We start from the raw sequence: 14,787 nt of genomic DNA on the forward strand, positions 1-14,787 counted from the left end.
CGAAGACGGCCAGGCCGATGGCGTTGCCGATGTTGAGCGCGGTGGAGGCGATGCCGTTGGCCACGCCCTGCTCGTGGGTCGCGGTGCCGGTGGCGGCCGCGATCCACATGGCGGTCCAGACGATGCCCTGGCCGAGGCCGGAGACGATGAGGCCGGGCACCAGAAGCCAGTAGGAGGCGTCGGCGTCGAAGCCGAGTGCCAGGACGGCGGTGCCGGGCACACCGATGGCGAAGCCGATCAGCAGGGAGGCGCGGGTGCCGATCCGGGTGGCCAGCCGCTCGCCTGCCTGGGTGCCGGCGGCGATGGCCAGCGAGGGGATGAGGAAGGCGAGCCCGGTCTGCAGGGCGCTGTAACCGTGGATGCTCTGCATCAGCACGGTGAGGAAGTAGGGCAGGACACCGAAGGTGGCCATGTAGATGAAGGTCACCAGCATGCCGACGGTCAGGCTGCGGTTGCGGAACAGCCGGAAGGGCATGAGCGGGTCGGCACTGCGCGCCTCGACCAGCGCGAAGACCACCAGCAGTGCGGCGGCCAGCACGAAGGCGCCGGCCACCGGGAGGCTGCCCCAGCCTAGCTCGGGCCCCTCGACCAAGGCGAAGACCAGCAGGGTCGATCCGCCGGTGACGCTGAGCGCGCCGGGGATGTCGAACCTGCGCCGCTCCCCCCTGGCGGGGTCGCGGGGGATGACGGCCAGGGCGGCCAGCGCGACCAGCCCGGCCAGGGGGACGTTGACGAAGAAGACGGCGGGCCAGCCGAAGTGCTGGGTGAGCAGGCCGCCGAGCAGGGCGCCGATGGTCAGGCCGCTGGCGCCGGCGCCGCCCCAGACCGCCAGCGCCCGGTTGCGCTGCGGACCCTCGGCGAACAGGCTGTTGAGCAGTGCCAGTGTGGAGGGCAGCAGCAGCGCGCCGCCGATGCCCTGGATGGCGCGGGCGGCGATGATGACGGCGGGGCTTGTGGCCAGCCCGCCGGCCAGCGAGGAGACGGCGTACAGGGTCAGGGCGAGCACGAAGATGCGGCGGCGGCCGAGCAGGTCGGCGGCCCGGCCGCCGAACAGCAGGAAGCCGCCGGCGAAGACGACGTACGCGCTGACCACGAGTTGCTGGGTCTGGCCGGGGAAGCCGAGGTCGGCACCGATCTGGGGGAGCGCGACGAACACGATGTTCAGGTCGAGCGCGTAGATGAGCTGGGCCAGGGCGAGCAACGCCAGGGTCAGGCCGAGTCGCGGCCTGGCGTCGCCCAGGGACTGTGTGGACATGGATCGCCCTTCGGAGAGAGCCGGGTGGCGGGCATGCGGAAGCGCGCCCCACAGCAGCGACTGTACGAGTATCTACGTACAGTCGAACTATGCCACAAGAATCGTTCGAAAGTCGCGGTACAGTTGGACCATGGCCTTCCGTCATCCCGACCGCGAACAGATCCGGATCGAAGACGTGCTGTCGGCGCTGGGGAACGGCGTGCGCCTGGCCGCCGTACGCATCCTCGACGCGGGCGGCGAGCACAACTGCACCAGCGTGCTGAACACGCTGGGAATCACCGCGAAGTCGACGATGACACACCACTGGCGGGTGCTGCGCGACAGCGGCGTGATCTGGCAGCGGCCCGCAGGCAGGGAGAACCTGCTCGTCCTGCGCCGAGAGGACCTGGATGCCCGCTATCCCGGGCTGCTCGACGCCATCCTGTCCGGCGCCCGCACCGACGCCGCCCTCGATCGCAGTGACCGCACCGGATTGGCCACCTGACCAGCCGGCCCCCCTCCTCTTCACGCCCGGCCTAATCATCAAAGAACCAGCGGCAGCCATTGAGCCGCCGAACCCCGGCACAGTGCCCTGAGCCTGGGTGTCGCGGCCGACCAAATCTCATTCCTGGACGAGCCCGAGTGTTTCGGCGCCGTCTTCAGGCATGCGGCAGCACGATGCCACGAGCCGAGAGGGTGTGGAGCAGCGGCGGCACCGGACTTCTCTGTGTCCGGGCTACGTGGCCGGACTTCTCCGTGGCCGCGGGTCTACGTCCCGGCGCGGACGGGGCGACGGAACCGTGACGGGCTCATTGCCCTTTCTTGATCGCTTCGCTGAGCGCGCCAAGGCTCGCGGCCAGTAGCTCGATGTCAGCCGGCTCCCAGCCCGCCAGTAGGGCGGCGACGGCTGCCGTGCGCGCCTTCCAGAGTTTGCTGATGGCGAGCTTCCCCGCCCGCGTGACGCTCACCAGTTGTGCCCGGGCATCGGCCGGATCGGGCCGCCGCTCGATGAAGCCGCGTGACTCCAGGCGTTTGGCCGGCGGTGACAGGGTGGACTTGTCCACCTCCATCAGCTCCGCCAGGATCGACAGCCGCACCGGCGCGTGCAGCGACACCTGGGCGAGCAGGGTGTAGTCGCCCAAGGACAGCTCCAGCCCGGAGGAGCCCATGATCTTGCGTCGCGTGGCGGGAGAGAACATCCAGTTGCCAACCGTGGCCAGCGCTTCCGCCACTCCGTCGACGGCCTCACGCTGCGAGCGGGAGAGACCGTCCTTGCCGGCCGACACGTGTTCCATCCTCACACCGTCTCCGAGATGGTTGGTTTGCCAAACCAAATATCTCGCATGGGAGAACTGGATGCAAGCGCATGAGCCCTCGATCTCAGGAGGCCCGTGCCACCCCGACAATCGCGCAACGGATCCAACTGGGGAGCCACACCCGATGCGGCGAGCGTCCTGCACGTCACCGTGGAAGTGGGCGTCGGCCGCACCACCACCGGACCGACCCATGGCCTCGCGGGATTGATCAACGCCCTGGGCTCCGCCTGACGCCGATTCTCCATTCGAACATGAGCCCGCATGGCGAGATCCAGCTGCGGACCGACCGCCGCCTGAATCTGCCTGGCTTGGCGGCAGCCGACCGGTGCCGGGATACCGGCCTACACGCGGGGCTACGGCGTATCGGTGATCGCGCCATCCAGGCTGGAGCGCTTGAGATCCAGCCTGCTCAGGTCACATCCGCGCAGGTCGACGCTGGTCAGGTCACACTCACGGAACGACGTCTGGTCGAGGATTGCACCGGTGAAGACTGCGCCGGTCAAGGTCGCGGGCTGGATCATCGCACTGCCCAGCCGGGTGAAGGCGATGGTCGCGTTGACCATCTCGCTGTAGCCGAACCCCGCCCCGGTAAGGTCGGCGCCGGCCAGGTTGGTGTCGGTCAGGTCGGCGCCGGAGAAGACAGCGCCGCGTGCGGACACGTGCGACAGATCCGCGCCCGCGAGGTTGGCACCGGCGAAGACCATCTTGTCGAGCTCCAGTCCGCGCAGATCGGCGCCGGAAAGATCGAGTCCCACCTCCGCGTTGTCGGCGCGCCACTGATTGAATGCGAACGGCCCCTGCCTCAGGATCCCGATGACCTGCGACGTTTCCGGTGCCGTTGCCACTCCGACCTCCCCGTTGAGACGCTCCACCGGCTCAGGATCGCCGGTGGTGGAGGCGACATGTGCGGTGAGGGCGGCGACATCCTCCCTCGCGCTGGCGAGTTCTACGGCGAGTTCCTCCTCGTACGGATACATCTCCGCCATCGCCTCCGTCATCGCGAGACGAGTGCTCAGCAGTTTCAGCGCGTTGTCCCGATCGCCATCGCTCTTGGCCAGGTCAGCGAGGCGTTGGAAGGCCAGCCCCGCCTGCAGTGCCGTTTCTGGGCTCATACTCGCCTGGAAGAGCCGGGTACGGATCTGCGCGCATTCGGCCCAGGTCTCGTATTCCTTGTCCTTGTGCTCTGTCAGGTCGAGCGCGCGGTACACCTCGCCGAGATGCTGTAATGAGCCTGCGAGCCGCTGGTCTGCCTCCATGAAGGTCGGGTGCTCAGCTGCAAGCTCGTGGTAGATGTCCACGGCGACCGTGAGCACGGCCTCGGCCGCCACCGGCCGGCCGTCGGCGAGCCGGGCCTGGCCGCAGGTGTCGTACGCGGCGCCGAGGCAGAACCTGGCCTCGTCCCGCTGCGGGTGCGCGGCGGCCCACTCCTTGACGGCGGCCAGCGATCGTTCGGCCACCTCGCGTGCGGCGCGCGGGAAGTTGTGCCGGATCAGCATGGCGACCAGGTGGTCACGGATGGGACCTTCGTAACCCGCCGGTATGGACGGCAGAATCTCGCCCAGCAGCGCCATCCCTGCGTACTCGAAGTCGGTCTCCAGGCTCTTGACCACGGCGAGGGCGAAGCCCGTAAGGTCACTTGTCCCCTGGACCGCCACGAGGTGGCGGCAGACCGCGACGTAGTCGTCGAACGTGCCGCCCTCGTGTGTCCGGCTGTAGTGCATGTTCAGGGCACGTTCGTGACGGTCGGCGAGCGCCGGGCCCTGATACGGCGCCAGCTGCTCCGCGATCCAGCGGTCGGCGACGTAGACGATTTCGCCGTCCCACCTCTCCCATGCGTGGAGCAGTCCGAGCTCGGCGAGCCGGGTCGCGGTGGCTTGCACGCCCGTGAGCGCCGCCCGCTTGGGCTTGGGGCGCTGCCTGCGGTCCGGCTCGCGGGTGTCGCAGGCGACGGCCAGGTCGTATGCGGTGACAGGGACGGTGGCGATCGCGGCCTGGAGCAGGGTCTCTCGCTGTTGCCCTGTCAGCTCGGCCATGATGAGGTCGAGCGGTACGGCCCCCGGTGTCACGGCCGCGAGCCGCGCCCGCACACCCTCGGGGTTCGCCGACAGCCAGGCGTCGACCAGTTGCAGGGATCGTGGATGCGCCGCGGTCGAGCGGACCACTCGCTCGCGGGTGACCGGATCCACGGTGGACAGGAGGGGCAGCCCTGCTGCAAGCGCGGTTCCCGCGGTGAGGTCCAGAGGGTCCAGCCGTAGGACACCGAGGCGGTTGTCCGTGGCCGACGGCGGTAGCGGCATCCGGCTGGTCACCAGGACCCGGCCCCGAACGGCGGCCTGGCACAGCCGGTCGAACACCTCGCCGAAGCCGGGATCCAGGAAACCCGTGCCGCCCAGGTTCTGACTCAGGTCATCGAAGAGCAGGACAAGAGGGAAGCTCTTCAACAGCCGGCAGGTCATGTCCAACATGGCATCGTCCGACGGAGCCAGACCGGTGGCCCCTATCGTGCGCGCTTGTTCCGGGGAGAGCTCCTCGCCCCAACCTGAGGCAGCTTCTGTGACGCCTCGGAACAGCGTTCGCGGAGACCATCTGCCCACCATGGCGGTTACCGCCCAGCCATCGGCCCGAAGCCGCCCGACCATCTGGCGAGCCAGGGCGCTCTTGCCCATCCCCGCCCCACCAGTGATCACCAGCCCGCCCGGACCTACGGCAAGCATGGTCAGCGCGGTCCGCACGTCGGACTCTCTGGCCAGGCCAGGCGATCCGAGCCGTCGCACCTCGGGGCTCATGTCCGCTTCTGCATTCACAATCGTCCTCCAGCAGATATGGCGAATTTGATCGATCAAGCCCCATCGACTCGATGGACAGAGGCAGCGACTGATCACCGCGCTGTCCGTCCAGGATGGAGGCGTCATGGTGCCCTGGGGCGTTTGCCACCTGGGCCGCTGTCGGTGGCGGCGGCTTCATCGTCATGTGCGGCCTGACGAGATGCCGCCACGATGTAATCCGCTACCGCCGTCGCGCATCGTGGTCGTGCGCCGACGCGGCAGGCGTTGTCCGTCCGCCGATTACTTCTCGGCCTTGTCGAGGAGGGGGGAGGGTGGCTCCGGAACAGCGGCCGAACGTGCCGTGTGCCGGTGGATCAGGAGGACGCCGACCATGCTGATCAGTCCGCCGACGAGTTCGACCGGGCCCGGTATCTCTCCCAGCCACACGAACGCCACCCCGATGGCGAGCGGCGGGACCAGGTACAGGGCTGCCGTGGACTGCGCGATGGTGTACCGGGCGACCGCGTACCCCCAGGTGACGAAGCCGAGCGCGGATGGAAGCAGGCCTAGGTAGAGGGTGGACACGGCGGCATCGGCCGGGGCCTGGAGCAGGTCGTGCACGGCACCGGGCGCCAGCGGGGTCAGAAACAGCGTGCCCGCCCACATCGCGTAGCAGGCGACCTCCAGACCCGTATACCGCTTCAGCAGCGGCTTGGTGGCGAAATGGTAGACGCCTTGGACGACAGCCGCCGCGAGGATCACCAGCGCGCTGGTGGTGACCTGCGCGGAGCCGGCGGCGTAGGCGATGAGCGCCACGCCGGCAAGGGCCGTGACAGTGCCGGCCACGATGGTCGCCGAGAGGCGTTCGCCGAGGAAGATCGAGGCGAGCAGCACGCTGAACACCGGCGCGGTGGCGATGAGCAGGCTGGCCGTACCGGCCGGGACGTGCACCTCACCCCAGTTGAGCAGCACCTGATAGGCGCTCATCCCGGTGAATGCGCACAGCGCGATCAGCGGAAGGTCGCGTCGGTGCGGCAGCCGGACCCGCAGGATCGGGCTGACCACGGCCAGCGCGACAGAGGCGACCGCCAGCCGCCAGAACGACAGCCCGCCGACACCCAGGCCGTCGACGCCGACCCGGATGGCAGGGAAGGCCGACGCCCAGAGCACAACCGTCGAGATCAGGGACGTCAGGCGCAGCGAGATCGGTTGCTTCACCCCCCGCAGCATTCAACCTATGATCATAAAGGTCCAGTTACAGTTTCCTCCTAAATCAAGAAGGTGTGCTTACATGTTGGACCTCCGTCGCCTTCGCCTACTGCGTGACCTGCAGATTTACGGCACCGTGACAGCGACGGCCGAGGCCCGGCACCTCAGCGGACCGGCGGTGTCACAGCAACTGGCCGCGCTGGAACGCGAGGCTGGGCTGCCGCTGCTGGAAAAACAGGGACGGCGGTTGCGGCTCACACCGGCAGGCAGCCTGCTGGCCGAGCACGCCGAGGTCATCCTCGGTCAGATCGCCACCGTCGAGGCCGACCTGCGTGCGCTCCAGGAGGGCGGCCAGGGCCTGGTCCGGCTGGCGGTGTTCTCCTCGGCCGCCCGGGTGCTGATGCCCCGCCTGTGGCGCCGGATGTCGGCTGACCACGCACCCACGCCGGAGTTGCGCATCACCGAGTGCGAGCCCGACCCGGCGGCCGAGGCGCTGCGCCGCCGGGAGGTCGACATCGCGATCGTCCACGCCTACAGCCTGCTGCCGCGTGAACTACCGCCCGGATGCCGGCAGCACCACCTCATGGACGAGCCCGTGTTGCTGGCCATGCCCACCGCCCTGGCCTCCCGCCGCGGGCTGAGCCATGGGCAGTCAGTACACCTGGCCGACTTCGCGCACGAGCACTGGCTGATGCCCGGCACCGAGACCTCCTGTCACGAGATGACCCGCCGGGCCTGTGGCGCCGCCGGTTTCGTGCCCCGTCCCATCGTGACCGCCAACGACTTCTCCGTGTTGAGCGCGCTGGTGGCCGCCGAGGCCGGGATGGCACTCATCCCCCGCATGGCACTGCCCAGCGACGCCGAGGGGATCAGCCTTCACCCGCTGGCGGAACCCGTCGACCGCACGGTGGCGGCCTACACCCGGACCGGCGACGCCCGCCTGCCACGGGTCGCGCTCGTACTGGAGGCAATCCGCAGCGCCGCAGCGGACGTGACGGACACAGCGGACGACAGAGCCGAGGCTCGGTGCGTGGCCTCCGCCCTCGACAACGTCGACGCCGCCCCGTCCATGGGAGCGGCCTTCCAGCAGGGAAGAGAGCGTCACGAGTAAAGAGCCGGCGCTTCACGTGGTGGCGTTGAAGGGTGCGCCCATGAGATGGGATCAGCGGCAGCTACAAGGGCGCGCCAGACCGCCGTCCGCGAAGCGCCGCCTCGAGCAGTTGAGGCGGAGGCTTCTTCACGGGTCGTGTGATCGACCAGGTCGCCGTCGGCGCATGGCGTCAGGTGTTGCCTTGCGCCTGTTCGCGCAGCCAGGACACCAGCGCGGTCACGCGGTCGTCGCGAGCGGGCAGGGGCGTCATCAGCAGATAAGTGCTGCCGTCGGGACGGAAGCCGAGCGGCGCTGTCAGCCGGCCGGCCTCCAGATCGTCGTGGACCAGGGCCCGCGGCCCAATGGCCACGCCGAGCCCGCTGGCCGCGGCCTGCAGGCTCAGGTAGAAGTGCTCGAAGGTCTGTTCAGGTGCGGGTGGAAGGGGCGTGGGGTAGTTCTTCGCCCAGTCCGCCCAGGCTGAGGGCCGGGTGCTGGTGTGCAGTCTCGGCAGGCGCGTCAGGTCTTCCGGACGGGACAGGCGGTGGCCCAGTTCGGGTGTGCAGACGGGGCCGACCGATTCGTCGAAGAGTTCAAAGGTCGTCAGGCCGCCCGGGATGTCGAAGTCGTTTCGGCGGATGGCGACGTCGATGCCCTCCCGTTCGAAGGCGACTGGTCCGCCCGAGGCGACCAGATGCAAGTTCAGGCCGGGGGCGGCGGCGGTCAGGGCGGGTAGCCGGGGGATCAGCCAGCGCATCAGCAGGGTCGGCTCGCAGGACAACACCAGGAGGGCGGGCCGGGTGGTCGCACGCGCCTGCCGGGCGGCCGCGCTGAGCAGGTTCAGGGCGTCGTCGACGCTCTGGACGAAGGTCCGTGCGGCCGGGGTCGGTACCACTGCCCGATTGCGCCGCTCGAACAGGGTCACGCCCAATGCGCGCTCCAGTTGCTGGATCTGTCTGCTGACGGCGCCGTGGGTGAGGTGCAGTTCGGCGGCGGCCTTGCTCACGCTGCCGTGCCGCACCGTTGCCTCGAAGGCCACCAGCGGTCCGAGTGGCGGCAGGTCACTCCATGACATGTGTGAGAAATTATCACTGACAGTGTGCGGGTTTGTCGCTTTTTAGTGGTCATATTCATGGTTAGAGTGATTTCAGGTAACGAATTACTGCGAGGACCGCCATGCAGAAGATCAGCCTTGCCGAAGCCTTCTCCTCCTTCGACGACACCTGGAGCCCGAAAGTGGCCGGTGCCGTCAACGACATGGAGGTCAAGCTCGCCAAGTTCGAGGGCGAGTTCGTCTGGCACCACCATGAGCACGAGGACGAACTGTTCCTGGTGCTGCGGGGCAGGCTGCGGATGCGCCTACGCGAGGGCGACATCGTGGTGGAGCCCGGGGAGTTCCTCATCGTGCCGCGTGGCACGGAGCACTGCCCGGTGGCCGAGCCGAATTGCGAGGTGTTGCTGCTGGAGCCCGCGACCACCGTCAACACCGGTAACGTGCGCAACGAGCGGACCGTGACTGACCTGGGTCGTATCGAACACTCATGAGGACACTCCCGAGCATCGCGGTGGTGGCCGATGACCTGACGAGCGCCGGTGACGCAGCCGCGCCGTTCCACCTGGCGGGGTTCCCGGCGTGGATCAGCCTCGGGGCCGCCGTCATGCCCCCGGCCGGGACGGTCATGGCGGTCGACTGCGACACCCGCGCGCTGCCCGCAGCGGACGCCGCGGCCCGCGTCACCCGGGTGGTCCGGCAGCTGACCGGCGCGGATGTCCTGGTCAAGACCGTGGACTCGACCGCACGCGGACATCTGGCGGCGGAGATCGCCGCCGCGCTGTCGGCCGGCGGCCGGGCCACCGCGGTGATCGCCCCCGCCTTCCCCGCCGAGGGACGCAGCACGGTGGGCGGGGTGCAGCATCTGGCGGGCGTCCCGGTCCACCGGACGGCGTTCGCCCAGGACCCCGGTCATCCCGTCCGGGACGCCGACCTGACCCGGATCGTCCCGGGAGCCGTTCTGGCCGACGGGTCCGGCCATCTCGCCGGGCTGGCCGGGCGGGCGCGGTACGTCGTCGCCGACGCCGTCAGCGACCGCGATCTCGATGAGATCGTGGCCGCCGTCGACCGGCCGCGGGAGGTGCTCTGGGTCGGCTCACCAGGGCTGGCCGAGGCGCTGGCTCGCCACCTGGCACCCGGCCGGCACCCCGGACGGACGTGTCCGATGCGACGGCTCTCGACCCGATCCCGCGTGCTGACGGTGGTCGGCAGCCTGCATCCGGCCAGCCGGGGACAGGCCGAACGGCTGGGCGCACTCGGCGCCGGCGCGATGGTGCCGGTAACCGCCGCCCATCCCGCCCATGCCGCCCAATGGGCCGAGCGAGAGCTGGCCGGCTGCGGCGCCGCCCTGCTGCACGGCCCGGCGGACTGGGCCGCCACAGGTTCGGTGCCTGCGGCGCTGGCCGCCGTGGTCTCCCTGCTCGCCACGCGCCGCGCCTTCGACGCTTTGGTCCTCACCGGCGGAGAGACCGCCAGGACCGTGCTGGACGCTCTCGCCGTCCGGGCCGTCCGGCTGGCCGGACAGGCCGAACCCGGCGTGCCGCTGGGCGTGGTCGACCATCCCTGGCGGTTTCCTGTCGCCTTCAAGGCGGGCGGTTTCGGCGACCTCGACACCCTTGCCCGCCTCACCGACCTGCTCACCACATCTGCCCCAGCGGAGGACCCGTGCGCCCCATAGGCGTCTCGATGGGAGATCCGGCCGGCATCGGACCAGAGATCGCCCTCAAACTCGTCGCCGACCGGCGGTGTGACGTACCCGTCCTCATCATCGGAGACGCGGGCGTGCTCACCCGCGCACGGGCGTCGAGCGGGCTCGACGTTCCCATCCGCACCGTGGCGTCGGCCCAGGACTGCGCCGATGCCACCGGCGTCGCGCAGGTCCTGGCCGAGACGGCCATGCCGCACGACCTGCCCTGGGGGCGCGTCGACGGCCGGGCCGGGAAAGCGGCCTACCGGTACGTCGCCAAGGGCGTCGAACTCGCCCGCGACGATCAGATCGCCGCTCTGGTCACCGCCCCCATCAACAAGGAGGCACTGCGGCTGGGCGGCCACTCCTACCCGGGGCACACCGAGATCCTGGCCGAACTCAGTGGCGCCGACGAGTACGCCATGATGATGGCCAACGACGAGCTGCGCGTCGTGCTCGTCACGATCCACCATGCGTTGCGCGACGCCATCGACTCGATCACCCCTGAAGCCGTGCGAAGGGCGATCCGGCTCACCCATGACGCGCTGCGCCGGGCCGGCATCACCGCTCCCCGGATCGCCGTCGCCGGCTTGAATCCGCATGCCGGCGAGAACGGACTGATGGGTCGGGAGGACCTGGACATCATCGCCCCAGCCGTGCAAAGGGCGCGCGTGGCGGGGATCGACGCCAGCGGCCCATGGCCCGCGGACACAGTGTTCCTGCGCGCCCGCACCGGCGAGTTCGACGCCGTGGTCGCGCAGTACCACGACCAGGGCCTCATCCCGGTCAAGTACCTGGGCTTGGAGCGCGGCGTCAACATCACGATCGGACTGCCGTTCGTGCGCACCAGCGTCGACCACGGCACGGCCTTCGACATCGCCGGCAAGGGCGTGGCCAGCCACGCCAGCCTGCTCACCGCGCTGGATCACGCGCGCACACTGGCCGGCCTGCGATGACGCTGCCGAGTGATCCGCCGGCAGCGTTACAGGGATCTGCGCCGCGGGGCCGAGAACGGCTCCGGACTCCCGGCCGGCGCCTTCCCCATTCGCGCCCGAGGAGGGCTCATGGACTTCATCTTCATGCTCACCCGCCACGACCAGACCGTGCCCGACTGCCTGCGCCTGGTCGACGAGCTCGGCGATCTGCGGTTGGGACACCTCGGCTTCAAGGACGTCGGTGTGGACGCCGCCACCCTCACCGCCCTGCACCGCCGTATCAAGGACAGCGGCGCGATCAGCTACCTGGAGGTGGTCAGCACCGACCGGAAGCGAGCTCTCGACTCGGCCCGCATGGCCGCCGACCTGGGGGTCGACTACCTCATGGGCGGAACCTGGGTGAGCGAGACCCTGGAACTGCTCGACGGGACGCCGGTCAGATACTTGCCGTTCCCCGGTACCCCGATCGGACACCCGACCCAACTGGGCGGCACACCCGAGCAGGTGGCCAACCAGTGCCGCCGCTTCGAGGAGGCCGGTTGCGCCGGCGTCGACCTGCTGGCCTACCGCGCCACCGAATCCGCTCCCCTGGACCTGGTGCACAGCGCCCGCCAGGCGACCTCCGGCCGTCTGGTCGTCGCCGGTGACATCGACCGTCCCTCGCGAGTGCGCCGGTTGGCCGAGGCCGGAGTGGACGCGTTCACCGTCGGATCTGCCGCCCTGGCCGGCACCTTCGCACCACACCTGCCGACACTGCGCGATCAGCTCACCATCATCCTCCAGGCCGCGGACCATACCACTCCCGCGGACGCAACCCGAGAGGACTTGTAGCGCTTCAAGAGTCGTAGCAGGGCGCTTGACCTGCGGATCGACCGTTCTCCGGGATGGGGCAGCCACCCACTCGTCCGCGGTTTCTCCGATGTGTCCTGGTGAACTTCAGGCCGTTGAACTGGAACACCGTGACGCGGCCGGGGTGGTCGCCGACCGCCAGCAGCTGGCCATCGGCGGAGAACGCAACCGTACGGTAATAGAGTGATGGCTCGCCGGGTACGACGAAGCGCGGCTCCAGCGGCTGTCCGGTCGCGGCGTCATGAACGATGACCGGACCTTGGATGCGGGCGCCGGCGAGCCGGGTGCCGTTGGGTGACAGCGCGACGTCAGCCAACCTGTCTTCGATCGTCCAGCACAAGGCACCGGATTCCACCGAGACGCCTCAGCATCCCCACGTCTCACCGCTCGCGACAAGAAGCTGCTCGATCCGGTCGAACACAGTTTGCCGAGCCCACGGCATCATCAGCTCTCGTCGGGAAGGGGTACGGGGCACGGAGCACTCGCTGACCGGTGTCGACATCCCAGATCTCGAGGTCGTACTCCGTAACGCGGTTGTCCGAGTGGTGGATAAGGCCGACGAGCCGGCCCGACGGAGACAGGGCGGCGGTGCTCGTCCGCGAGCGCTCGTCCGCCGGGAGATCGAGGCACGAATGGCCATCCGGGTCCAGCACGCGCAAGGTGTGATCGTCGGCCACCAGCATCCGGCCGGCGACGGCGTCCCGCCCCAAGCGGGTGCAGGGCAGGCGCTGAACGTGACCGGTGGCGAGTGCCACCGTGTGGCTGGTGTCCCCCCGCTGCTCGTGTTCCGGACGGTGAACGTCAGGTGGGATCCATCCGGTTCGAACGCCATGTCATGGACCGCTGAGTTCCGCGACGCATCGGCGTACACCACCCGGCTGGCGCCGGTCCGTAAGTCGACGGTCTGCACCTCGGAGTCGAGCTGCAGCCTGACCCGGTCAGGAATGCCGCGGGCGACCGCGAGGGTGCCGCCGTCCGGGTGCAGGGCGAACGCGACGATCCCGTTGGTCGCCGGCGTCGCGCACTGGACGACGACGTCGCCCGGCTCGGTCGCGGCGACGTCACGCAGCGCGGCGTACCCGTCACGCATCTTCTCGGTGACGATCTTCTCCAGGGCCTCGCGTGCCGCGCATCCGCTGCCGAACGACTTCATGCGCTCCTGAGGCTTCCCGGCGCCGGTCCACCAGCTCCGGTGCAGCTCGACCCCGTCGGCCCGGAGCTCCGGATATTTGGGCTTCGAGGTGCCGGGATGGGTCAGGAGAAGCCGCTCACGATTCAGTACGGGGCAGCGTAGAGATCTCCACCGTCAGATCATCAGCGCGTACGGCGGGGCCAGCAACGCCACCACCTGGAAGCCATCGAGACCGACCTGGGAAGGGACACAATCGGGCATGGCCGACCGCATCTACCTTCGGCATTCCACCGACAAGCAGACCAATGCCCGCCGGCGATGAAGGAGCTCAGCCGCCACGTCATCGACTGCGACGGCCGTCCGGCAGTGTTCGGCTCGGCCACTGCCTACGAACTGCGCTCGGTCGCCGTCCCGTTCGGCAACTGCGTCGAGCTCAGCAACGTCAAGGCAGGCGGACAGAGCTGCCCGATCCGCTTCTGGCGCGCCGGCTGCGGCTTCTACCGGCCCGATCCGTTCTACCTCCTCGCGATCGAGGAGCACCTCAGCAGCCTGCGCGCCGACCGGAAGACCGCGGTCGCACTGGAGGTCGACGTCTTCGTCGTCCGCAACCTGACCGACCAGATCACCGCGTTCCAGCAGGTGGCAGACACCATGCGGGAGATGCTGGAACAGCTGCCAACCGAAGAACGCAGCGAGGTGGAGGAGGCCAGCAAGGTACTACGTCGGTCCCGAGCCGCTCGCGGCCTCATTGCCGATCGTCGAGGTCACCCAGGGATGAGGATCGGACTTCGAGCGAGGGAACCCCGCCGTGATCACGTCCTGACGGCAGGCCAATGATCGTCAGCGGAGTTGCCGGCCTTGTCCGCGGCCACCGCAGCAGCGCGGGTCCGGGGCCGGCCCACCGACCCGGCCACGCGGATCTTGCTCAGGACGGTGGTGAATCGTGGGCAGTCGGCGGCTTGCCCGGGCGTGAGCACGACATACCATCACCCGCAGCACTGGCGGCTGCTCCGGAAGCAGAGCCTCTTTTCCTCGATCAGCGCCTGCTCCAGTGCTTCCAGGGTCTCTCCGGCGACCGCCAGCCCGGCCGGCTCCTGATGCGCCCGCACAATCGTGGACTCCACACTGACCAGCTCCAGCCTGACCTGTCCGCGCGATGCGGCCTCGGCGATCAGCAGGTCCATCAGCCCCTGGAACACTGCGGCTTTGGCCCAGGCGTTGAACCGGGAGTAGACCGTAGACCACGGCCCATTAGCGTTCCGGAACGTCACGCCAGCCGGACCCGGTGCGAAACCGCCACAAGATCCCGTTGAACTGATCACTGTCCTGGCACTCGGCTTCGACGCCTCCTACTGGCTTCTGGTGCCCGGCCTCATCGTCTCCGGCCTCGGCCAGGGCATCGTCTGGACCGCCATGTGGATCGCGGCCGCCGCCGGCACCGCGACCCACGAGCAGGGCGTGGCCAACGGCATCGCCTCCACCGCGCTCAACATCGGCAACGCCATCGGCCTGGCCGTCTTCA

Annotated in this window: 15 protein-coding genes; 8 read left to right on the forward strand and 7 right to left on the reverse strand. The window is 69.2% G+C overall.

Annotated elements, in window-relative coordinates; all coding sequences use genetic code 11:
• A partial coding sequence (locus ABZS51_RS39715; protein WP_355452651.1) for an MFS transporter occupies positions 1 to 1,255 on the reverse strand: 1,255 nt, incomplete at its 3' end.
• 130 nt (positions 1,256 to 1,385) lie between these two features.
• Here ABZS51_RS39715 and ABZS51_RS39720 point away from each other — a divergent pair.
• Positions 1,386 to 1,739 (forward strand): helix-turn-helix domain-containing protein, encoded by a 354-nt coding sequence (locus ABZS51_RS39720; RefSeq protein ID WP_355452654.1) that lies wholly within the window; start codon positions 1,386 to 1,388, stop codon positions 1,737 to 1,739.
• A gap of 304 nt (positions 1,740 to 2,043) precedes the next feature.
• Here ABZS51_RS39720 and ABZS51_RS39725 read toward each other — a convergent pair whose 3' ends face one another.
• The 3 genes from ABZS51_RS39725 to ABZS51_RS39735 all read right to left on the reverse strand — a co-directional run bounded on the left by ABZS51_RS39725 (position 2,044) and on the right by ABZS51_RS39735 (position 6,533).
• Positions 2,044 to 2,529, reverse strand: a complete 486-nt coding sequence (locus ABZS51_RS39725; protein WP_355452657.1) for a MarR family transcriptional regulator — start codon at positions 2,527 to 2,529, stop codon at positions 2,044 to 2,046.
• A 374-nt stretch (positions 2,530 to 2,903) separates the two neighbouring features.
• Positions 2,904 to 5,336 (reverse strand): pentapeptide repeat-containing protein, encoded by a 2,433-nt coding sequence (locus ABZS51_RS39730; RefSeq protein WP_355452660.1) that lies wholly within the window; start codon positions 5,334 to 5,336, stop codon positions 2,904 to 2,906.
• Between the two features lie 279 nt (positions 5,337 to 5,615).
• Complete coding sequence (locus ABZS51_RS39735) at positions 5,616 to 6,533, reverse strand: DMT family transporter (RefSeq protein ID WP_355452663.1); 918 nt, start codon at positions 6,531 to 6,533, stop codon at positions 5,616 to 5,618.
• Between the two features lie 73 nt (positions 6,534 to 6,606).
• Here ABZS51_RS39735 and ABZS51_RS39740 point away from each other — a divergent pair, with 73 nt between their 5' ends.
• Positions 6,607 to 7,635, forward strand: coding sequence for a LysR family transcriptional regulator (locus tag ABZS51_RS39740; RefSeq protein ID WP_355452666.1), 1,029 nt, complete (start codon positions 6,607 to 6,609; stop codon positions 7,633 to 7,635).
• A gap of 169 nt (positions 7,636 to 7,804) precedes the next feature.
• Here the strand turns inward: ABZS51_RS39740 and ABZS51_RS39745 are convergent, their stop codons facing one another.
• Positions 7,805 to 8,686, reverse strand: a complete 882-nt coding sequence (locus tag ABZS51_RS39745) for a LysR family transcriptional regulator (protein WP_355452669.1) — start codon at positions 8,684 to 8,686, stop codon at positions 7,805 to 7,807.
• A gap of 101 nt (positions 8,687 to 8,787) precedes the next feature.
• Here ABZS51_RS39745 and ABZS51_RS39750 point away from each other — a divergent pair, with 101 nt between their 5' ends.
• The 4 genes from ABZS51_RS39750 to ABZS51_RS39765 all read left to right on the forward strand — a co-directional run bounded on the left by ABZS51_RS39750 (position 8,788) and on the right by ABZS51_RS39765 (position 12,115).
• A complete protein-coding gene (locus ABZS51_RS39750; RefSeq protein WP_355452672.1) occupies positions 8,788 to 9,156 on the forward strand; it encodes a cupin domain-containing protein in 369 nt (122 codons plus the stop codon).
• Positions 9,153 to 10,340: a four-carbon acid sugar kinase family protein gene (locus ABZS51_RS39755; RefSeq protein ID WP_355452675.1), complete on the forward strand. Its 1,188-nt coding sequence runs from the start codon at positions 9,153 to 9,155 to the stop codon at positions 10,338 to 10,340. Before ABZS51_RS39750 ends, ABZS51_RS39755 begins: the two co-directional genes overlap by 4 nt.
• The gene (gene pdxA, locus ABZS51_RS39760) at positions 10,328 to 11,305 is read left to right on the forward strand and encodes a 4-hydroxythreonine-4-phosphate dehydrogenase PdxA (RefSeq protein WP_355452678.1); all 978 of its coding nucleotides are present in this window, start codon (positions 10,328 to 10,330) and stop codon (positions 11,303 to 11,305) included. Before ABZS51_RS39755 ends, pdxA begins: the two co-directional genes overlap by 13 nt.
• 108 nt (positions 11,306 to 11,413) lie before the next feature.
• Positions 11,414 to 12,115, forward strand: a complete 702-nt coding sequence (locus ABZS51_RS39765) for a hypothetical protein (RefSeq protein WP_355452681.1) — start codon at positions 11,414 to 11,416, stop codon at positions 12,113 to 12,115.
• 4 nt (positions 12,116 to 12,119) lie between these two features.
• Here the strand turns inward: ABZS51_RS39765 and ABZS51_RS39770 are convergent, their stop codons facing one another.
• Positions 12,120 to 12,488, reverse strand: coding sequence for a hypothetical protein (locus ABZS51_RS39770; protein WP_355452684.1), 369 nt, complete (start codon positions 12,486 to 12,488; stop codon positions 12,120 to 12,122).
• Between the two features lie 475 nt (positions 12,489 to 12,963).
• Between ABZS51_RS39770 and ABZS51_RS39775 the strand changes: the two genes are divergently transcribed.
• Positions 12,964 to 13,296, forward strand: a complete 333-nt coding sequence (locus tag ABZS51_RS39775; protein WP_355452687.1) for a hypothetical protein — start codon at positions 12,964 to 12,966, stop codon at positions 13,294 to 13,296.
• 287 nt (positions 13,297 to 13,583) lie between these two features.
• Positions 13,584 to 14,102, forward strand: a complete 519-nt coding sequence (locus ABZS51_RS39780) for a hypothetical protein (RefSeq protein WP_355452690.1) — start codon at positions 13,584 to 13,586, stop codon at positions 14,100 to 14,102.
• 149 nt (positions 14,103 to 14,251) lie between these two features.
• Here the strand turns inward: ABZS51_RS39780 and ABZS51_RS39785 are convergent, their stop codons facing one another.
• A complete protein-coding gene (locus ABZS51_RS39785; protein WP_355452693.1) occupies positions 14,252 to 14,449 on the reverse strand; it encodes a hypothetical protein in 198 nt (65 codons plus the stop codon).
• Positions 14,450 to 14,787: the final 338 nt, after the last annotated feature.

The sequence above is a fragment of the Nonomuraea sp. NPDC005501 genome (assembly GCF_040605905.1).
Lineage (GTDB): Bacteria > Actinomycetota > Actinomycetes > Streptosporangiales > Streptosporangiaceae > Nonomuraea.